The sequence below is a fragment of the Rhizobium sp. M1 genome (assembly GCF_002531805.1).
Taxonomy (GTDB): Bacteria; Pseudomonadota; Alphaproteobacteria; order Rhizobiales; family Rhizobiaceae; genus Rhizobium; species Rhizobium etli_C.
The window spans coordinates 25668-45395 of sequence record NZ_NWSW01000017.1 but is presented as its reverse complement, the minus strand read 5'-3'; the positions used below and the strand labels follow the sequence as shown (position 1 = coordinate 45395).

The window sequence follows — 19728 nt, the reverse complement described above, 5'->3', positions numbered from 1 at the left end:
AATCGCTGCGGCTTCGCATGTCAAAGCCAAACTTTATCATCGCCGTGCCGGGTATTTCCGGCACCGGCGGCTGCCCGGCCGGCGTCCCTCTCGCAACGGGGCGCGGCGGCTGCGGAAGCGGGCGGAGACGGTCGCCGGAAAGGGCGGGCTTGCGAAGGAAATGCTGCGCCTTTACAAAGCATTATGCCACGTGTGGCGCCGCGTCGAGGCCCGTAAGCGCCCTGCTCCAGGATTGATCTCATGACGACCAAGACTTTCACCATCGCCATCGACGGCCCGGCTGCGGCCGGCAAGGGCACGCTTTCGCGCCGCATCGCCGAGCAATATGGCTTCCACCATCTCGACACCGGCCTGACCTACCGCGCCACCGCCAAGGCGCTGCTCGACGCCGGCCTGCCGCTTGACGATGAGGCGGTGGCGGAAAAGATGGCGCGGGAGGTTGAACTTGGCGGGCTCGATCGCGATATACTTTCGCAACACGAGATCGGCGAAGCCGCCTCGAAGATCGCCGTCATGCCGGCGGTGCGCCGGGCGCTCGTCGAGGCGCAGCGGCGGTTCTCCGAAAAAGCGCCGGGCACGGTGCTCGACGGGCGCGATATCGGCACGGTCGTCTGCCCGGATGCGCCGGTCAAGCTCTATGTGACGGCAACGCCGCAGGTGCGCGCGAGACGCCGTTACGACGAGATTGTCGGCAAGGGTGCGACGGCGGATTTCGATGCGATTTTCGAGGACGTCAAGCGACGCGACGAACGCGACATGGGACGGGCCGACAGCCCTTTGAAACCAGCGGTCGATGCGCACTTGCTTGATACGTCGGAAATGAGTATAGAGGCCGCGTTTCAAGCTGCGCAATCAATCATCGATGCAGTCTTGAGCCGAAATGCCTAAATTCAAGCGATTTCGCGTGCTCAAAAGCACGATATCGCTTTTATGCAGCCTGAAATTCCGTCCAAGCGCCGGATTGCCTTCGTGAGAGAGGGCGGACTGGGTTCAGGCCCGTTCAACGCAAACCAACCGGCGCGCACGTGTCCGATTCCATTTCGGGACACGCAGGAGATTTTATGTCAGTAGCTACCCCCTCCCGCGAGGATTTCGCGGCTCTTCTCGAAGAGTCCTTTGCCAAGAACGACCTGGCCGAAGGCTATGTCACCAAGGGCATCGTCACGGGCATCGAAAAGGACGTCGCCGTTGTCGACGTCGGCCTCAAGGTTGAAGGCCGCATTGCGCTCAAGGAATTCGGCGCACGCGCCAAGGACGGTTCGCTGAAGGTCGGCGACGAAGTCGAAGTCTATGTCGAGCGCATCGAAAACGCGCTTGGCGAAGCCGTTCTGTCGCGCGAGAAGGCTCGCCGCGAAGAAAGCTGGATCAAGCTCGAAGCCAAGTTCGAAGCCGGTGAACGCGTCGAAGGCGTGATCTTCAACCAGGTCAAGGGCGGCTTCACGGTCGACCTCGACGGCGCGATCGCCTTCCTGCCGCGTTCGCAGGTCGATATCCGCCCGATCCGCGACGTCACGCCGCTGATGCACAACCCGCAGCCCTTCGAAATCCTCAAGATGGACAAGCGCCGCGGCAACATCGTCGTATCGCGCCGTACGGTTCTGGAAGAATCCCGTGCCGAGCAGCGTTCTGAAATCGTTCAGAACCTCGAAGAAGGCCAGGTTGTCGACGGCGTCGTCAAGAACATCACCGATTACGGTGCGTTCGTCGACCTCGGCGGCATTGACGGCCTGCTGCACGTCACCGACATGGCATGGCGCCGTGTGAACCATCCGTCGGAAATCCTGAACATCGGCCAGCAGGTCAAGGTTCAGATCATCCGCATCAACCAGGAAACCCACCGCATCTCGCTCGGCATGAAGCAGCTCGAGTCCGATCCGTGGGATGGCATCCAGGCCAAGTATCCGGAAGGCAAGAAGATCTCCGGTACCGTCACGAACATCACCGACTACGGTGCGTTCGTCGAGCTGGAGCCGGGCATCGAAGGCCTGATCCACATCTCGGAAATGTCCTGGACCAAGAAGAACGTTCACCCCGGCAAGATCCTGTCCACGAGCCAGGAAGTCGAAGTCGTCGTTCTCGAAGTCGATCCGTCCAAGCGCCGTATCTCGCTCGGCCTCAAGCAGACGCTGGAAAACCCGTGGGCAGCATTCGCCCGCAGCCATCCGGCCGGCACTGAAGTCGAAGGCGAAGTCAAGAACAAGACCGAATTCGGCCTGTTCATCGGCCTCGACGGCGATGTCGACGGCATGGTGCACCTCTCCGACCTCGACTGGAACCGTCCGGGCGAACAGGTCATCGAGGAGTTCAACAAGGGTGACGTCGTCAAGGCCGTCGTTCTCGACGTCGATGTCGAGAAGGAACGCATCTCGCTCGGCATCAAGCAGCTCGGCAAGGATGCAGTCGGCGACGCCGCTGCATCGGGCGATCTGCGCAAGAACGCCGTCGTTTCCTGCGAAGTCATCGCGATCAACGATGGCGGCGTCGAAGTGAAGCTCGTCAACCACGAAGACATCACGTCCTTCATCCGTCGCGCCGATCTCGCCCGCGACCGCGACGAGCAGCGTCCTGAGCGCTTCTCGGTCGGCCAGGTCGTCGACGCCCGCGTCACCAACTTCTCCAAGAAGGACCGCAAGATCATGCTGTCCATCAAGGCTCTGGAGATTGCGGAAGAGAAGGAAGCCGTCGCTCAGTTCGGTTCGTCCGACTCCGGCGCTTCGCTCGGCGACATCCTGGGCGCAGCCCTGAAGAACCGCGGCGGCGAATAAGCCCCCCATCCTTCGCTAAAATTGAAGAACCCGCCGGAGCGATCCGGCGGGTTCTGCATTTTCAGGCGATGAAACCGTATCATTCCCAGCCGACCATGCGCTGGTAGAGCGCATAAACAGGGTCGGCGACCGCGCCGGCCGGCTGGGGCGCCGGATCGGCGTCGATCATTCGCGGCGTCCTTCGCGCAGGTGCGGCGTCGGCCGCTGCGGGGTCGGGCTCGGCCTCTTCGCCGGACTGCGCCTGCTGTTCTTCCTGCTGCTGATCCTCGGAAGCGTCGTCGCGCTGGTGCTGATGCTGGTGATGCGTCTCCCCCGCCGTTTCGTTCAGCGGCATATCCTTGGCGAACTGATAAGGCAGCTGGGCATAGGCAAAACCATCCGGCATTCTTGCCGCAAGCGGCACATAGGAGGGTTCAACGGCTTCTGGGGCCGGCACTATTTGCGGCTGCGCGGCAATCTCCTTCGGCTGACGGTCAGCCGCCGCGGCAACCTTGCTCTCCGTTGGCGCGGGATGGAGTGCCGTGGCCTGGCGCAGGTCGGATGCCGGAATTTCCGCAGGCTGCCTCGCCAAAGTCTCGGCCGCATCGCTGATGACGGCGTCATCGAGAATGACATCGATCTCTACTGCCGCCTCGACTGGACCATCCTCCAGTCCGGTGTCGACGTCCTGCTCGCGGATGATGGTGGCGATCATCTCGGAGGCCTCTTCGGTCATCGAGGCGACAATGCCCGTCCAGTTTCTCGGAATGACGGGATCGGCCTTTTCCGAATTTGCGCGCGGCTGGATGGCAGGCGGCTCCGCCGTCTCCCTGCTATCGCCGGCCGCGGCTGTCTCCATGGATTGCCGGGCTTCGGTCTCGGGGGCGACCGGATTTTCCGGCGCGAGGTCTTCTGACGTCGCCGGAGCGGAGCGGGCGTTGTCTTCAAGCTGCGGCGTTTTCGGCTCGGCTGTTTCGACAGTCTCCGCGGCGATCGTCTTCTCGTCCGTCATAAGCGCTTCGGCCCCGACATGGGCATCGGCCGGCGCAGGCGCCTCTTCTGCCGGCTGGCGCATGGCGGCAGGCAGGCTGCCCTCATGCAGCTGGATTTCAGGGCGGGCATCGGCGCGCATCGGCGAAGCGTCGTTCTGGCCATAGGAACGCACCACGGCGCGGGCGGCGAGATCACGGTCCTTGTAGCGGACTATTTCGAGATAAGCGACGATCCGGGCGGCTTCCGGACCTGTCGGATTCTTCAAGGCTTCGGCGACCATCCTGAGCGGCAGGCTATGGCCCTGTCCGGCAAGCTGGCGCTCGACCTCGTCGATCCGGGCGGCCGGCAGGCGCCGGATGGCATCGGCGAGCCGGGAGGCGAAGGCAAGATTGGTTTCGTCCTCGCCGCGATCCAGCGAGATGGCGCGGCCGGCCGCATCGAGGACATCGAAAAGGGCGTCGACCATGCGCTCGCGCGCGGCCAGGAGCAGGATATTCAGCTTGCCGGCAATGGCGGAATTCAGGTCGGCGGCTTCGACGGCATTGACGGGCGCCGGGGCAATGACAGATCGGCCGAGGCCGCCGGCGACGATCGCCGCAGTCTGGCCTTGAGACGAAAAGCTTGCATTGGACGCCGCACGAACGGGAGTCAACATGGCATGCTCCTTTCGCAAAGTGACGATGAAAGCAGGCTCTATAAAAGGACCGTGCTCATCCGATCCCTCTGCATCCCAGCAGATCCTCCTGTCCGCATGACGCAATTCCGGCGTCATCGAATGCATAAAAATTAACGAGAATTTTAGTAAAGAGATCTTAACGAAATGCTAATGCATGTCGCCCGGAAGTGTGCAGCGGTTCCGGGACAACGACATGCATAAAAACAAAGGGCTAAAGCGCGTCGCGATCTCTTGGATTCGCTTCGCGCCCTTCAGGTATTCGCTATTACGGCCGCGGAAGCCACGCAGGGGCTGGTGCCAGTGTTCACCGGGCGGTTCGCTCAGCTATGGGCGAAGATATCGGCCTCTTCCCAGCCGAGCAGGTCGAGCTTGGCGCGGGTCGGCAGGAATTCGAAGCAGGCGGTGGCATGATCGAAGCGGCCGTCGCGGATCAGGCGGGCGGTCAGCTTGTCGCGCAAAGCATGCAGGTAAAGCACGTCGGAAGCGGCATATTCGAGCTGGGCCGGAGACAGCGTTTCGGCCGCCCAGTCGGACGATTGCTGCGTCTTGGAGATGTCGATGTCGAGCATCTCCTTGAGATTATCCTTCAAGCCATGGCGATCGGTGTAGGTTCGGATCAGGCGCGAGGCGATCTTGGTGCAGAAGACCGGGGTCGTCGTGACGCCGAAGGTGTGGAAGAGCACGGCAATATCGAAGCGGCCATAATGAAAGATCTTCTGATGGGTCGGATCTTCGAGCAGGGCGACCAGGTTGGGCGCCTCTTTCTGGCCGGCGGCGATACGGATGACGTCGGCGGTGCCGTCACCCGGCGAAAGCTGGACGACGCAGAGCCGATCGCGGCGCGGCACCAGGCCGAGCGTTTCGGTGTCGATCGCTACCGCGCCGGTGTAGCGGGCCGCATCGGCCGTGGAAATATCGCCTTCGTGATAACGTATGGTGGCGGCCATGAGACTATCTTTCGTTCGAAACAGCCGCGCCTCTTTTCAGACGCGCAAAGGACGCTGTAGCGCTTTGAATTGCTGCATGATTTTATCCTTATATCGATTTTCGACCTAAGGAATTGCGTAGGTAGCGCTATAGCGCAAAGGCGCAAAGTGCGAAACCGCTTCTTCGCATCAGAATGTCGGCGGCGTGTTGATCCAGAGAAGCACGGTTTCGCCGTCGTGGCGGTTGCGCCAGGAATGGTAGCGGCGGCTTTCGAAATACAGCGAATCGCCCGGACCGAGTTCGAAGAACTGATCACCGTCGAGCACCAGCTCGAGCCGGCCGGACAGGACATGCATGAATTCCTCGCCCTCGTGGCGGTAGGCGCCCTCGCTGGCTGCGCCCGGCGCCAGCACGAAACGATGGCAGTCCATCATCCTGGGGCCTTCGGCAAGCAGCTGCACGGTGACGCCGGGCGTCGTTTCCGGCCAGCTGCGCCATTCGCCGGAACGCACCAGGACCGGCACCTCGCCGCTTTCTTCGCCGGACAGGCGGGAGACGGTGGTGCCGTAGTAATCAGCGAGATCATGCAGCGTCTTGAAGCCGACGCCCTGCGAGGTGCGCTCCAGCGTCGACAGCGTCGAAGCGGTGATGCCGTTGTCCCCGGCCACCTGTTCCAGTGTCTTGCCGGCGGCATGGCGCAGGCTGCGCAGCCTGCGGCCGAGGCCGGAATTCTGGCTTGCTTCGCCCTCGGCCACGGGATCCTCGCCCTCCAGCGCCTCGCGGATGGCCGCGGGATTGAGGCCGCGCTCGACCCGATACCAGGAGATGCGCTTCAGGCGCGCGACGTCGTCGGCGCTATATTGCCGATGACCGGTTTCGGAGCGGCCGGGAACCACCAGACCCTGGCTTTCCCAGAGGCGCAGCGTCGAGGCGGAAACACCGGCCAGCCGCGCGGCCTCCGCCACCTTGTAGCGCACAGGCCCGTTATCGTTCATCCGCCACTATCCCCGATTCTCGTCGCGCGAACATTGATCAAATCGCCTGATGTTTGAAGCAAAAAATGTCTCTTGTTTTCTTGCAGGAAAAATGTAGGAATTTCCAGAATATCTTGCAGAACTTATGCAAGATAATCCTTAACCCTCGATATGGAGCAGATCGATGACCGCGACAAGCCTTACGGACCGGAAGAACGCCGCAATTTCGCGCGGCGTCGGCATGACCACCCAGATCTATGCGGATCGCGCCGAGAATGCCGAAATCTGGGACAAGGAGGGGCGCCGCTATATCGATTTCGCCGCCGGCATCGCCGTTCTCAACACCGGCCACCGCCATCCCAAAGTCATCGCGGCGGTCAAAGACCAGCTCGACCGCTTCACCCATACCTGCCATCAGGTGGTGCCCTACGAGAGCTACGTCAGCCTTGCCGAACGGTTGAACGCGCTGCTGCCGGGCGATTTCGAGAAGAAGACAATCTTCGTCACGACCGGCGCCGAGGCGGTCGAAAATGCCGTCAAAATCGCCCGTGCGGCAACCGGCCGTTCGGCCGTCATCGCCTTTGGCGGCGGCTTTCACGGCCGCACCTTCATGGGCATGGCGCTGACCGGCAAGGTCGTGCCCTACAAGGTCGGCTTCGGCGCCATGCCGGGCGACGTCTTCCACGTCCCCTTCCCGGTCGAACTGCATGGTGTTACCGCCGATCAGTCGCTTGCCGCGCTGAAGAAGCTCTTTGCCGCCGATGTCGATCCGCAGCGCGTCGCCGCCATCATCATCGAGCCGGTGCAGGGCGAAGGCGGCTTCTATTCCGCACCCGCCGCCTTCATGAAGGCGCTGCGCGAGCTCTGCGACCAGCATGGCATCCTGCTGATCGCCGACGAAGTGCAGACCGGTTTTGCCCGCACCGGCCGGATGTTCGCGATGGATCATCACGAGGTGGCGGCCGACCTGACGACGATGGCAAAGAGCCTTGCCGGCGGCTTTCCGCTCGCCGCCGTCACCGGCCGCGCCGAGATCATGGACGCGCCCGGACCGGGCGGGCTCGGCGGCACATATGGCGGCAACCCGCTCGGCATCGCCGCTGCGCATGCCGTCCTCGACGTCATCGCCGACGAGGATCTCTGCGATCGTGCCGACCTGCTCGGCGGCCGGCTGAAACAGCGGCTGGAATCCTTGCGCGACAGCGTGCCGGAGATCGCCGATATCCGCGGGCCGGGCTTCATGAATGCGATCGAATTCAACGACCGGACGACCGGCTTGCCGAGTGCCGATTTCGCCAACCGGGTGCGGCTGATCGCACTCGACAAGGGCCTGATCCTGCTCACCTGCGGCGTCCACGGCAATGTCATCCGCTTCCTCGCGCCGATCACCATCCAGGACGAGGTTCTCGGCGAGGCACTCGACATTCTCGAGGCCTCGATGCTGGAAGCGAGCGCGGCCAAGTAACCGAACCGGATTTCAATGGCTGCCGGCGACCGGCAGCCTCTCCCAAAGGAGATATGCCATGGCTTTCACCACCGCCCTGACGAAGCACGTTCCCTTCTCTTCGCCGTTCCTGCGCGCCGCCGGCTATATCAACGGCGTCTGGACATCGGGCGATGCCGCCAAGACCTTCGACGTGCTCAATCCGGCAACCGGCGAGCTGCTTGCCTCGCTGCCCGACATGGGAGCCAGCGAGACGCGGGCGGCGATCGATGCGGCCTATGCCGCCCAGCCGGCCTGGGCTGCCCGCCCGGCCAAGGAGCGCAGCGCCACCTTGCGCAAATGGTTCGACCTGATGGTCGCCAATGCCGACGCACTCGCCGCGATCCTGACCGCCGAAATGGGCAAGCCGTTCGCGGAAGCGCGTGGCGAGATCCTGTATGCCGCGTCCTATGTCGAATGGTACGCCGAAGAGGCCAAGCGGATCTATGGCGAGACGATCCCGGCGCCGTCCCAGGACAAGCGCATGATCGTCATCAAGCAGCCGGTCGGCGTCGTCGGCACGATCACGCCGTGGAATTTCCCGGCGGCGATGATCGCCCGCAAGATCGCGCCGGCGCTGGCCGTCGGCTGCACGGTCGTCTCGAAGCCCGCCGAACAGACGCCGCTGACGGCGATCGCCCTTGCCGTGCTCGCCGAACAGGCCGGCATCCCCGCCGGCGTCTTCAATCTCATCGTCGGCGTCGACGGCCCGGCAATCGGCCGCGAGCTTTGCGGCAATGACAAGGTGCGCAAGATCAGCTTCACCGGCTCGACCGAAGTCGGCCGCATCCTGATGCGGCAGTGCGCCGACCAGATCAAGAAGGTCAGCCTGGAACTCGGCGGCAATGCACCCTTCATCGTCTTCGACGATGCCGATCTCGACGCCGCCGTCGAAGGCGCGATCGCCTCCAAATACCGCAATGCCGGCCAGACCTGCGTTTGCGCCAACCGCCTCTACATCCAGTCGGGCGTCTATGACGCCTTTGCGGCCAAGCTTGCCGCCAGGGTCGCCGAGATGTCGGTCGGCGACGGCTTCACCGCGGGTGTCGAGATCGGGCCGCTGATCGACGAGCAGGGCCTTGCCAAGGTGGAAGATCATGTCAGCGACGCGCTTGCCAAGGGCGCCAAGGTGCTGACCGGCGGCAAGCGTATCGACGGCGCCGGCACCTTCTTCGCCCCGACGGTGCTGACCGGCGTGGCGCGCGGCATGAAGGTGGCGCGCGAGGAAACCTTCGGACCGGTGGCGCCGCTCTTCCGTTTCGAGACGGCCGAGGATGTCATCGCTCAAGCCAATGATACCGAATTCGGCCTTGCCGCCTACTTCTATGCCGGCGACCTGAAGAAGGTCTGGCGGGTGGCGGAAGCGCTGGAATACGGCATGATCGGCATCAATACCGGCATCATGTCGTCCGAGACCGCGCCCTTCGGCGGCATCAAGCAATCCGGCCTCGGCCGCGAGGGCTCACGCCACGGCGCCGACGACTATCTCGAAATGAAATATCTCTGCATCGGCGGCGTCTGATCAGCCAGCCGCAAGAACCGGGCACGCGGCCTCTCGCCGCGTGCCGTTAATAATGCGGCGGACGGGTGACGGCAGGCGCTTCCAGCGACTGCTCCTCCAGCGACAGGAAACGTTCGGTCAGACGGTCGAGCTTGGTGCGCATCTGCTCGACGATCTTCCATTGTTCGGCAAGCTGATCAGAAAGCTCCTCGATCGTCTTTGCCTGATAGGCCAGCATTTCCTCCAGCCGGGTGATGCGGTTCGTCTCGTCGGACATTAGAGTCTTTCCGGGTTAGATTGCAGCATTCTGCCGGAGCAGGTTTTCGTCAGGGCAAAGGCGATTGGCGACGGGCATACCCCTTGGTACGCCCGAGCCGATCGCCTTTGTCCTGGCGGAAAGATGCTCGGCCCTTCGGGTTGGCTGAAACGGGCCGCCTGCTCGACCGGCCGGCTTGGCCGTAGAACCGGGCTACGACACGCGCCGGCCGGTCGACCATCCGACTCCGTTTGAGCCAACAGAATGCTACAATCTAACCCGGAAAGGCTCTAGATCCTCCTTTGCCGACACCGGCAGAATAGATGGTTCTCCCAAAGCGGAAATAGGCCATCTCGTCAATGTTTTCGATGGCCGGCGCAGCCGCGCGCAAAACTGAACCGTTTGGTTACTAAAAGACCTTGCCGCGCCTGATGTTGTGGGGTAGGCCCATATCCATCAGGGAGGAATACTGATGGATGCAGGAAACGGCTTTCTTCATCCGGACCGGCTCTTTCCGGCCGACCCGGCAACACGGACCATTGCGCGAGACCTCTATGAGACGGTGCGCAATCTTCCGATCGTCAGCCCGCACGGGCATACCGAACCGTCCTGGTTCGCCGACGACAAGCCCTTCGAAGACGCGGCCTCGCTGCTCGTCATTCCCGATCATTATCTCTTCCGCATGCTGCACAGCGTCGGCGTTCCATTGGACGAACTCGGCGTGCCGCGGCTCGATGGCAAACCGGTGGCTCAAGGACGCGCGATCTGGCGGAGCTTTGCCAAGCATTACCATCTCTTCCGCGGAACGCCATCGAGCCTCTGGGTCGACCACGCCATGTCGGCCGTACTCGGCTGCACCGAGCCGCTGACATCAGACAATGCCGATGCGCTCTACGATCACATCAATGCCCAGCTCGCCCTTCCCGAATTCCGGCCGCGGGCGCTGCATCAGCGCTTCGGCATCGAAACGATCGCGACCACAGAAGGTGCGCTCGACCCGCTGGCCCATCACCAGAAGATGGCCGCGGACGGCTGGATCGGCAGAGTGCGCACCACCTACCGGCCGGACAGCGTCACCGATCCCGACGCCGTCGGCTTCCGCAACAATCTCGTCAAGTTCGGGGAGATCACCGGCGCTGACGTGACGCGCTGGGACGGCCTGATCGAGGCGCATCGGCGCCGCCGCGCCTATTTCCGCCAGTTCGGCGCCACCGCGACCGATCACGGCGTACCCACAGCCTTCACCGCCGACCTGCCACTTGCCGAAAAGCAGGCGCTGCTCGACAAGGCGCTGAAGGGTCCGCTTTCGCCTCAGGATGCCGAGCTCTTCCGCGGCCAGATGATGACCGAGATGGCCGGACTTTCGGCCGAAGACGGCATGGTGATGCAGATCCACGCCGGCTCGCGGCGCAATACCGACAGCGGGCTGTTTGCGACCCGCGGCCCGAATATGGGCGCCGATATCCCGACGCCCACCGACTGGGTCGGCGGCCTCAATGCGCTGCTGTCGAAATACGGCCATGCGCCGGGGCTGCGGGTGCTGCTCTTCACCCTTGACGAGACGACCTATGCGCGCGAGCTGGCGCCGATGGCCGGCCATTGGCCCTGCCTGATGATCGGCCCGCCCTGGTGGTTCCACGACAGCCCGCTCGGCATCCGGCGCTATCTCGACCAGGTGGTGGAAACGGCAGGTTTTGCCAATATGGCCGGCTTCAACGACGATACGCGCGCGCTGCTTTCGATCCCGGCGCGGCACGATGTCTGGCGCCGCGAAGTCTGCCGCTTCCTCGCTGGGCTTGTCGCCGAGCACCGGATTTCCAAGAGCGACGCCGAGATCGTGGCGAGCGAACTCTCCTATGGTAATGCGAAGAAGGCCTATAAGCTGTGAGCGAACGACTGCAGACCCTTTCCGGCCTCGCCCCGACGGCGAAGCTTCCCGCCTATGACCGCAGCCGGCTGAAAAGCGGCATTCTGCATCTAGGCCCCGGCGCCTTCTTCCGCGCGCATTTCGCGCCGTTTACCGATGGCGCGCTCGCCGCTGCAGGCGGCGACTGGGGCATCGAGGTGGCAAGCCTGCGCACGCCCGATGTCGCGGACAATCTGACTGCCCAGAACGGGCTCTATACGACGCTGATCCGCGATACCTCGGGCACGACGGCTGAGGTGATCAGCTCGATCCTGAAGGCGCATGTGGCGCCGCGCGATCCGGCCGGCCTGCTTGCGCGGCTCGAAGATCCTGATATCCGTATCGTCAGCATGACGGTGACGGAAAAGGCCTATGGCTTCGATCCGGCAACCGGCGGCCTCGACCTCAAACATCCCGATATCGTCGCCGACCTCGCCAACCGGCATGCGCCGCGTGGCGTCATCGGCTATCTCGTCGAAGGCCTTGCGCGCCGCCGGCAGAAGGGCATTGCCCCGTTTACGCCGCTCAGCTGCGACAACCTGCCGAGCAACGGCGCCGTGCTGAAACGCCTGGTGCTCGAATTCACCTCCCGCATCGATGCCGATCTGCATCGCTGGATCGAAGCCAACGTGCCATTCCCGTCGACGATGGTCGACCGCATCACGCCGGCCAGCACCGAGGCGACCTATGCCGATGCCGAGCGGCTGACCGGCCGCACGGATATGGCGGCGATCGAGACGGAACCCTTTACCCAATGGGTGATCGAGGACCATTTCGCCAATGGGCGGCCGGATTGGGAAAAGGTGCGCGGCGCGCTGATGGTCGAAGACGTCTCGGCCTATGAGAAGATGAAGCTCCGGATGTTGAACGGCGCCCATTCGCTGCTCGCTTATCTCGGTTATATCGGCGGCTATGAATTCATCCGCGACGTGATGGACGATGACGCGCTGGCCGGACTTGCCTATCGCCACATGCACGCGGCGGCGAGAACGCTCGATCCGGTCCCCGGCATCGATCTCGACGACTATGCCAAGGAATTGATAGCGCGCTTTGCAAACAAGGCGATCGCCCACCGCACCTATCAGATCGCCATGGACGGCACCCAGAAACTGCCGCAGCGGCTGCTGGAACCGGCATGCGAGGCGCTGGCGCACGGCGACAGGGCGGAGACCTATGCGATCGCCGTTGCGGCATGGATGCGCTATGCGATCGGCGAACGCGGCAATGGCGAGCGCTACGAATTGCGCGATCCCCGTGCAGCCGAAATCGCCGCGTTGATCGCCGATGTCCCGCGCACCGGTCCGGCGATTTCGGCGGCGCTGTTCACCTTGCCCGGACTTTTCCCGAAGGCTTTGACGGAACATCGGGCGTGGGCGCAGGATGTCTCGGACAAGCTGGAGATCCTGATCCAGGACGATCGGTTGCCGCTGTTTTGAGGTTTTCTCTCTTCCTCCGACACGCCTTGCTCTTACTTGGGGAGAGATAGCAAGGCGCGTGCTACAGGTCCCTTCTCCCCGGCGGGGAGAAGATGCCGGCAGGCAGAGGAGGGGGTGAGCGGCGAAAGCCGCGAATGCGCTGAGCGCAAGCGAAGAGCAATGAATGGTGTGCCGTGCGGCCCCCCATCCGACCCTTCGGGCCACCTTTACCTGGGTTGAGCCGCGGGTCTCAGCCCGTCCTTCGGACCCCCGCTGGGGAGAAGAGGGTGCCAAGCCGCGACGGTCCGCTTTGACGCGGAGGCGTAAACCCACGCCACATGGTCACGCCTTCACCCGCGCCATATCATGATCGTAGAGCGGGGCCAGCGACACCTTACAGGGAATGCGTTCCCTGGCGACATCGAGCTCATAGCTGCCGGACAAGACGAAATCCTCCGTGACCCCCTCGGCGTTGCGGACATAGCCGTAGCCGATCGGTTTTCCCAGCGCGTAACCAAAGCCGCCGCTCGACAGCCAGCCGACGCGTTTGCCGTCGCGATAGATGGTTTCGCGGCCGAGCAGCACGGTATCGGGATCGTCGGGAACGAAGCAGGCAAGGCGCTTCTTCACACCCTCCTTAAGCTGCCGTTCGATCGCCTGGCGGCCGCGGAAGGGAACGTTCTTCCTGATCTTCACCGCCCAGCCGAGGCCGGCCTCAACGGGCGTGTGGTCGGGGCCGATATCGGAACCCCAGGCGCGATAGCCCTTTTCCAGGCGGCAGCTTTCGATGGCGCGGTAGCCGGCATTGACGAGGCCGAGCTCGCCGCCAGCAACCATCAACACATCATAGACCGTGGTCGCATACTCAATGGGAATATGCAGTTCGTAGCCGAGCTCGCCGACATAGGTGATGCGCAAGGCCCGCACCGGGCAGCCCGATATGCCGATCGTTCTGACCTGGCCGAAGGGGAAGGCGGCATTCGAGACGTCGCTGCCGGTCACCTTCTCCAGCACGGCGCGTGCATTCGGTCCCATCAGCGACAGAACGGAATAGGCCGAGGTGACGTCGACCAGTTCGGCATGCATCTCCGCCGGAATATTGCGGGCGATCCAATCGAAGTCGTGGGTGGCGAAACCGGTGCCGGTGACGATGTAATATTCGTCCTCGGCAATGCGGGCGACGGTCAGGTCGCATTCGATGCCGCCCTTGTCGTTCAGCATCTGCGTATAGATGAGCGATCCCGCGGGCCTTGCGACATCGTTGGCGGCGATCCAGGAGAGTGCCGCCTCGGCATCCCTGCCCTTCAGCACGAATTTGGCGAAGGAGGTCTGGTCGAAGATGACGGCCGCCTCGCGCACCGCCTTGTGCTCGCGGCCGACGGCGTCGAACCAGTTCTGTCTGCCGTAGCTATAAATATCCTTCGGCTCCTCATTGGCGAAGAGATCGGCGAACCAGTTCGGCCGCTCCCAGCCGAGCTTTTCCCCGAAACAGGCACCCTGCGCCTTCAGCCTGTCATAGAGCGGCGACTTGCGGCAGGGGCGCCCGCTCGAATGCTCCTCGAACGGCCAGGCCATGGTGTAGTGCTTGCCATAGGCTTCGAGCGTGCGAGTGCGCACCCAGTCGGTATCGAAATGCGGGCGGCCGAAACGGCGGATATCGACCGGCCAGAGATCGTAGGGCGGCTCGCCCTTGGTCACCCATTCGGCAAGCGCCATGCCGGCGCCGCCGGCTGAGGCGATGCCGAAGGCGTTGAAGCCGGCGCCGACAAAGAAATTTTTGAGCTCGGGCGCCTCGCCGAGAATGAAGTTGCCATCCGGCGTAAAGCTTTCCGGGCCGTTCAGCAGCTGCTTGACACCGACATTCTCCAGCGCCGGAACGCGGCCGAGCGCCTGTTCCATGATCTGCTCGAAATGCTCGAAATTGCTGTCCAGCAGCGTGTAGTGGAAACCTTCGGGGATGCCTTTCTCAGCCCAGGCAATCGGGTTCGGCTCATAGCCGCCCATGACGATGCCGCCGACCTCTTCCTTGTAATAGGTCAGGCGATCGGGATCGCGTAGCGTCGGCAGGTTGGAGGGCACACCGAAGGATTCGGTGATGATATACTGGTGCTCGACCGAGACCAGCGGCACGTTGACGCCGAAGCGGGCAGCGAAGGCGCGCGTCCATTGGCCGGCGCAGACGACGACGCGCTCGCATTCGATGCGGCCTTCAGCCGTGACGACGGCGCGGATCCTTCCCTTGTCGATGTCGAGGTCGAGAACCTCGGTATCCTCGAAGATCGAAACGCCTGATATGCGGGCGCCCTTTGCCAGCGCCTGGGTGATGTCTGAAGGGTTGGCCTGGCCGTCGGTCGGCAGGAAGGCGGCGCCGACGAGATCGTCTGTTGTCATCAGCGGCCAGAGATCGAAGGCCTCCTGCGGTGTCAGCAACTGCATTTCGAGGCCGAAGGACTGCGCCGTGGTCGCCTGGCGCTTGACCTCCGTCCAGCGCTCCTCGTTGCAGGCAAGGCGCAGGCCGCCATTCATCTTCCAGCCGGTGCCGAGACCGGTTTCCTCTTCCAGCCGCTTGTAGAGATCGACGGAATAACCGAGCAGCTGGGTGATGTTGGCGCTGCTGCGCAGCTGGCCGACAAGACCGGCGGCATGGAAGGTGGTGCCCGAGGTCAACTTCTTGCGCTCGAGCAAAACCGTATCGGTCCAGCCGAGCTTGCCGAGATGATAGGCCGTCGAGCAGCCGATGATGCCGCCGCCGATGACCACGGCCTTGGCCGTCTTCGGTAATTGTCTCGTCATTTATCGATCCTGTTCAAAAGCTTGATAGGTGCGCTCGAAGCGCGCGAGATTTTCGGCTGTATAGGCGGCATAGTCGAAATCGATGGTGGAGTGGATTTCCGAAATCATGCTCCAGAGCGTCTCGCGCAGCAGCGAGGCGCATTTCATCGCGCCGTAGCGGCGGCGGAGATCATCGGTCGGCGGCCGATCGAAATAGATCTCCAGCATCATTTGCTCGGCGGCCTGCGAGAACTCGTTGTTGGAGGCCAACCCGCCGAGATCGAACAGCGGCGTGTTGAAGCCGGCATAGTCCCAATCGATCAGCCAGAGCCGCTTGCCGTCATCGAGAAAATTGGCGGCCAGCAGGTCGTTATGGCCGAAGGCGATCTCGAACGGCGCTGCCGCCTCTTCCAGCGTCTCGGCCTTGGCGATCAACGCCGGCAGCAGTGGGAGGTGGAGGCTGCCCGACTCCTTCAGGCTGGCGGCGTAGTCGCGGATGACATGGAAGACCCAGAAGATCATCGCCGGGCCGCGGAAATGCCGTGCGATATCATGGTGGCAGGCGCGCACCAGCGGCACGATCCGGGCCAGCATTTCCGGCGTCCTGATATCCTCGGGCGACAGCGCCCGCGCCTCGATATAGTCGAGCACCAGCACGCCGGGCGAATGGTGGATGACGGCGGGCGACAGGCCGGCTGCGTGCGCCGCGCGGCTTGCGGCAAGCTCGTTCTGCCTGATGATGTGGTGGATCGGAATATCGGTGCCGAGTCTCACCACGCAGCGCGCGACGGCATCGCTGACCAGATAGTTCCTGTTGGTGATGCCGCCAGATATCGGCGAAATTTCAATCGGACCCTGCCAGATGCCAAGCGCATGAATCCTATCCTCAGGCGTCATGCTATCCCCCTTGCGGCGCTGGCAAAATGATGGGGCAGAGCAGGATAGGCTGTCAAGCAGCCGCGCGCGTCCTTCCGGACGCGCAAAGGGCGCTTTAGGGTCAGATCGTCTTGCCGGCGGCGTCGAAGACGTGGCAGCGGGCCGGATCGAAGAGAGCCTTCACATTGGCGCCGGGCTCGACCTTCTGCTGACCGTCGAGCGCGACCGTCAGCAACTGGCCATCCGGCGTTGTGGTGTAGAGCATGGTGGCGCCGCCGAGATTTTCGACGAGATCGACATTAACGGTCGAGAGCGTGATGGCGCCCTGCGTGAGGGAAAGATGCTCGGGGCGGATGCCGAAGGTGACGGTCTCACCGGCCTCGCCTTGCAGCCGGCGCGGCAGGCGGACGGAATTGCCGCAAACATGAATGCTGGTTTCGGCTTCACCGACCTCTTCGATGCGCGCCTGCAGAAAGTTCATCTTCGGGCTGCCGATAAAGCCGGCGACGAAGCGGTTGGCCGGGTTGTTGTAGAGATCGAGCGGCGCGCCGACCTGCTCGATGCGGCCGGAATTCAAGACGACGATCTTGTCGGCCATCGTCATCGCTTCGACCTGATCATGGGTGACGTAGATCATGGTGTTGCCGAGCTGCCGGTGCAGGCGGGAGATCTCGACCCGCATCTGCACGCGCAGTTCGGCATCGAGATTCGACAGCGGCTCGTCGAACAGGAAGATACGCGGCTCGCGCACGATGGCCCGGCCGATGGCGACACGCTGGCGCTGGCCACCGGAGAGCGCCTTCGGCTTACGCTCCAGGAGCTTTTCGATCTGCAGGATCTCGGCGGCACGTTTGACCTTCGGCTGGATATCGGCCTTTTTGTAACCCGCCGTCTCCAGGCCGAAGGCGAGGTTCTTGTAGACCGACATGTGCGGATAGAGCGCATAGGACTGGAAAACCATGGCGATGCCGCGCTTGGCCGGCGCCACCTCGTTCATGCGCTCGCTGTCGAGCAGCAGCGCGCCGCCCGATATCTCTTCGAGGCCGGCGATCATGCGCAGAAGGGTCGATTTTCCGCAGCCGGAGGGCCCGACAAAAACGACGAATTCGCCGGGATCGATCGTGAGGTCGATGCCATGGATCACATCCATCGCGCCGTAGCGCTTCTCGACCTTCTGAAGAACGACACTGGTTGCCATCTTCTCAAAACCCTCTCGTTTATTTATCGGTTACTTCGTTCTTGCGCGCCAATCGGCGTATTTTGGACTGTCGGGACCGACCGGCAGCGGCACTTCAGCGCCGCTGTCGGAAGATTGGTAGATGGCGGTGACAAGTTCGAGGGCACGGCGCGCATCCTGAGTTGTCACCGGCAGCGGCCCCTGGCCGCTGAGGAAGGCATGGAACTGGCCCATCTGGGTGGTGAACCGCGGCGCGACCGGCTGCCAGTCGCCGACCACGCGGTCGATCTTTGCCCTGACGTCATCATTGGCGGCGATGATCTTCCAGGGATCTTTGCCCGGCGTGTAGGGTTCGTGCGTGCTTTCGAAGGTGACGTTCTCGAAGTGCAGCCTCAGCCGGCTGATCTGCTCCTGCGAGCCGAGCGTGCAGGACAGCGAGACGAAGGCGCCGTTTTCCATCAGCAGGCTGGCGGAGGCGCAATCTTCGACCTCGATATCGTTGACGCGGGTGGCGACACGGCCGAAAACCCTTGCCGCCGGCCCCATCAGATGCATCATCATGTCGTGCAGATGCAGCGCATGGGTGACGAGCACGCCGCCGAGTTCCGTCGCCCATTTGCCGCGCCAGGGCACGGCGTAATATTCCGGTTTGCGCAACCAGAAGGTTTCGACCGAAGCCGTATAGGCTTTGCCGGCAATGCCGGCATCGATGATCCGTTTGGCCTTCTGGATACCGTCGCCGTAACGATACTGGAAGATCGGCATCAGCACGCCTTTGGCACTCTTTTCCGCTTCCATGATCGTATCGACGGCGGCAAGCGAGCCGGTCAGCGGCTTTTCGCATACGACATGCTTACCGGCGGCGAGTGCTGCCACCACCTGTTCCAGATGGATGCCAGGCGGGGTGCAGATATCGATGATGTCGATCGTGTCATCGGTAAGCAGCTCCGCAAAGGAAGTGGTGCGGCGCTCGATGCCGAACTCGTCTCCGACCGCAGCCAACCGCTCACCGTTCAGGTCGCAGATCGCCACGACCTTGAACTTGTCGGAATGCGGCAGATAGCCCTCGACGATGTGGGAGCGGCCGATGCCGCAGCCGACGATCGCGACCGTCTTGATGCTCATGTCACTCTTTCCCATTGCCGCCATCAGCGTTTCATGCCGGTCGTGGCGATGCCCTCGATCAGCAGGCGTTGGAAGAACAGGAAGAAGAAGAAGACCGGCACGAGCGTCAAAGTCGACATGGCGAAGAGACCGCCCCAATCCGAGGCGCTGGTGGAATCGACGAAGGTGCGCAGGCCGAGCTGGATCGTATAGGTGTTCATGTCGTTCAGGTAGATCAGCGGGCCGAAGAAATCGTCCCAGGTCCAGATGAAGGAGAAGATGGCGGCGGTTGCCAGCACCGGCAGCGACAGCGGCAGCATGATCTTCCAATAGATGCGCCAGGCGCTGCAGCCGTCCATCATCGCCGCCTCGTCGAGTTCGCGCGGGATGCCGCGGAAGAACTGCACCATCAGGAAGATGAAGAAGGCGTCGCTTGCCAGGAACTTCGGCACGACAAGCGGCAGGATGGTGTTGACCCAGCCGAGATTGAGGAAGAGCACATATTGCGGGATCAGCGTCACGTGATAGGGGATCATCAGCGTGCCGAGCATGATCGCAAACCAGAAATTCCGGCCGGCAAAACGCAGCCTGGCAAAGGCGAAGGCCGTCAGCGAACAGGCGATGACATTGCCGGTCACCACCAGCAGCGAGATGACGAGCGAATTCCAGAAGAACCGGCCGAAGCTGACATCGAGGCCGACCCAGCCGCGCGCATAGGATGAGAAATCGATCGACGACGGGATGAGCGAGGTCGACGAGAAGATCTCGGTTTCCGGCCTGACCGATGCCGAGACCATCCACAACAGCGGATAGAGCATCAGAAGCGAAGCGGCGATCAGCAGGGCGTGGATGACGAGCGACGCCGGCAGGCTGCGTTTGGTGATGTCCGATGGCGGCCTGGCCGCAGTGACGGAAGCGGTCATC

Annotated in this window: 15 protein-coding genes; 6 read left to right on the top strand and 9 right to left on the bottom strand. The window is 62.9% G+C overall.

Going from position 1 to position 19728, the window contains the following annotated elements; all coding sequences use genetic code 11:
- The first annotated feature begins 240 nt into the window (after positions 1-240).
- Together cmk and rpsA are read left to right on the top strand one after the other, a co-directional pair.
- On the top strand, positions 241-888 hold the full coding sequence (gene cmk, locus CO655_RS17695) for a (d)CMP kinase (RefSeq protein ID WP_097608070.1): 648 nt from the start codon (positions 241-243) through the stop codon (positions 886-888).
- Positions 889-1061: 173 nt separating this feature from the next.
- Positions 1062-2765 carry a 30S ribosomal protein S1 gene (gene rpsA, locus CO655_RS17690; RefSeq protein WP_097608069.1) on the top strand — a complete coding sequence of 568 codons (1704 nt, stop codon included), beginning with the start codon at positions 1062-1064 and terminating at the stop codon, positions 2763-2765.
- Positions 2766-2844: 79 nt separating this feature from the next.
- Here the strand turns inward: rpsA and CO655_RS17685 are convergent, their stop codons facing one another.
- The 3 genes from CO655_RS17685 to CO655_RS17675 all read right to left on the bottom strand — a co-directional run bounded on the left by CO655_RS17685 (position 2845) and on the right by CO655_RS17675 (position 6335).
- Positions 2845-4392 (bottom strand): hypothetical protein, encoded by a 1548-nt coding sequence (locus tag CO655_RS17685; protein WP_097608068.1) that lies wholly within the window; start codon positions 4390-4392, stop codon positions 2845-2847.
- A gap of 341 nt (positions 4393-4733) precedes the next feature.
- Positions 4734-5360 carry a ribonuclease D gene (locus CO655_RS17680; protein ID WP_010027227.1) on the bottom strand — a complete coding sequence of 209 codons (627 nt, stop codon included), beginning with the start codon at positions 5358-5360 and terminating at the stop codon, positions 4734-4736.
- Between the two features lie 168 nt (positions 5361-5528).
- Positions 5529-6335 (bottom strand): MerR family transcriptional regulator, encoded by an 807-nt coding sequence (locus CO655_RS17675; RefSeq protein WP_097665693.1) that lies wholly within the window; start codon positions 6333-6335, stop codon positions 5529-5531.
- 163 nt (positions 6336-6498) lie between these two features.
- Here CO655_RS17675 and CO655_RS17670 point away from each other — a divergent pair, with 163 nt between their 5' ends.
- Together CO655_RS17670 and CO655_RS17665 are read left to right on the top strand one after the other, a co-directional pair.
- Positions 6499-7779, top strand: a complete 1281-nt coding sequence (locus CO655_RS17670) for a 4-aminobutyrate--2-oxoglutarate transaminase (protein WP_097665691.1) — start codon at positions 6499-6501, stop codon at positions 7777-7779.
- A 58-nt stretch (positions 7780-7837) separates the two neighbouring features.
- The gene (locus CO655_RS17665; RefSeq protein WP_097665689.1) at positions 7838-9319 is read left to right on the top strand and encodes an NAD-dependent succinate-semialdehyde dehydrogenase; all 1482 of its coding nucleotides are present in this window, start codon (positions 7838-7840) and stop codon (positions 9317-9319) included.
- Positions 9320-9365: 46 nt separating this feature from the next.
- On the opposite strand, the gene CO655_RS17660 is transcribed toward CO655_RS17665, so the two are convergent.
- On the bottom strand, positions 9366-9575 hold the full coding sequence (locus tag CO655_RS17660) for a SlyX family protein (protein WP_039617164.1): 210 nt from the start codon (positions 9573-9575) through the stop codon (positions 9366-9368).
- A 451-nt stretch (positions 9576-10026) separates the two neighbouring features.
- On the opposite strand from CO655_RS17660, the gene uxaC reads away from it, so the two are divergent.
- A complete protein-coding gene (gene uxaC / locus CO655_RS17645) occupies positions 10027-11442 on the top strand; it encodes a glucuronate isomerase (RefSeq protein WP_097665687.1) in 1416 nt (471 codons plus the stop codon).
- The gene (locus CO655_RS17640; RefSeq protein ID WP_097665647.1) at positions 11439-12896 is read left to right on the top strand and encodes a mannitol dehydrogenase family protein; all 1458 of its coding nucleotides are present in this window, start codon (positions 11439-11441) and stop codon (positions 12894-12896) included. The genes uxaC and CO655_RS17640 overlap by 4 nt, the downstream gene beginning before the upstream one ends.
- Positions 12897-13217: 321 nt before the next feature.
- On the opposite strand, the gene CO655_RS17635 is transcribed toward CO655_RS17640, so the two are convergent.
- The 5 genes from CO655_RS17635 to CO655_RS17615 form a co-directional block, all read right to left on the bottom strand.
- Positions 13218-15668 carry an FAD-dependent oxidoreductase gene (locus tag CO655_RS17635; protein ID WP_097665645.1) on the bottom strand — a complete coding sequence of 817 codons (2451 nt, stop codon included), beginning with the start codon at positions 15666-15668 and terminating at the stop codon, positions 13218-13220.
- On the bottom strand, positions 15669-16544 hold the full coding sequence (locus tag CO655_RS17630; RefSeq protein ID WP_097608059.1) for a choline/ethanolamine kinase family protein: 876 nt from the start codon (positions 16542-16544) through the stop codon (positions 15669-15671). It lies immediately after the preceding gene.
- 100 nt (positions 16545-16644) lie between these two features.
- A complete protein-coding gene (ugpC, locus tag CO655_RS17625) occupies positions 16645-17721 on the bottom strand; it encodes a sn-glycerol-3-phosphate ABC transporter ATP-binding protein UgpC (RefSeq protein WP_097665644.1) in 1077 nt (358 codons plus the stop codon).
- 30 nt (positions 17722-17751) lie between these two features.
- Positions 17752-18849, bottom strand: a complete 1098-nt coding sequence (locus CO655_RS17620) for a Gfo/Idh/MocA family oxidoreductase (RefSeq protein ID WP_170965045.1) — start codon at positions 18847-18849, stop codon at positions 17752-17754.
- Entirely contained in the window at positions 18849-19727 is an 879-nt protein-coding gene (locus CO655_RS17615) for a carbohydrate ABC transporter permease (protein ID WP_176539273.1), read from the bottom strand. Before CO655_RS17615 ends, CO655_RS17620 begins: the two co-directional genes overlap by 1 nt.
- Between the last annotated feature and the right edge of the window lies 1 nt (position 19728).

Bases quoted from the DNA above. Each gene is read 5' to 3' on its own strand.
- CO655_RS17630 (WP_097608059.1), bottom strand. From the start codon at position 16,544: ATGACGCCTGAGGATAGGATTCATGCGCTTGGCATCTGGCAGGGTCCG.
- CO655_RS17615 (WP_176539273.1), bottom strand. From the start codon at position 19,727: ATGACCGCTTCCGTCACTGCGGCCAGGCCGCCATCGGACATCACCAAA.
- cmk (WP_097608070.1), top strand. From the start codon at position 241: ATGACGACCAAGACTTTCACCATCGCCATCGACGGCCCGGCTGCGGCC.
- uxaC (WP_097665687.1), top strand. From the start codon at position 10,027: ATGGATGCAGGAAACGGCTTTCTTCATCCGGACCGGCTCTTTCCGGCC.
- CO655_RS17670 (WP_097665691.1), top strand. From the start codon at position 6,499: ATGACCGCGACAAGCCTTACGGACCGGAAGAACGCCGCAATTTCGCGC.
- CO655_RS17675 (WP_097665693.1), bottom strand. From the start codon at position 6,335: ATGAACGATAACGGGCCTGTGCGCTACAAGGTGGCGGAGGCCGCGCGG.
- CO655_RS17680 (WP_010027227.1), bottom strand. From the start codon at position 5,360: ATGGCCGCCACCATACGTTATCACGAAGGCGATATTTCCACGGCCGAT.
- ugpC (WP_097665644.1), bottom strand. From the start codon at position 17,721: ATGGCAACCAGTGTCGTTCTTCAGAAGGTCGAGAAGCGCTACGGCGCG.
- CO655_RS17660 (WP_039617164.1), bottom strand. From the start codon at position 9,575: ATGTCCGACGAGACGAACCGCATCACCCGGCTGGAGGAAATGCTGGCC.
- CO655_RS17685 (WP_097608068.1), bottom strand. From the start codon at position 4,392: ATGTTGACTCCCGTTCGTGCGGCGTCCAATGCAAGCTTTTCGTCTCAA.
- rpsA (WP_097608069.1), top strand. From the start codon at position 1,062: ATGTCAGTAGCTACCCCCTCCCGCGAGGATTTCGCGGCTCTTCTCGAA.
- CO655_RS17620 (WP_170965045.1), bottom strand. From the start codon at position 18,849: ATGGCGGCAATGGGAAAGAGTGACATGAGCATCAAGACGGTCGCGATC.
- CO655_RS17665 (WP_097665689.1), top strand. From the start codon at position 7,838: ATGGCTTTCACCACCGCCCTGACGAAGCACGTTCCCTTCTCTTCGCCG.
- CO655_RS17635 (WP_097665645.1), bottom strand. From the start codon at position 15,668: ATGACGAGACAATTACCGAAGACGGCCAAGGCCGTGGTCATCGGCGGC.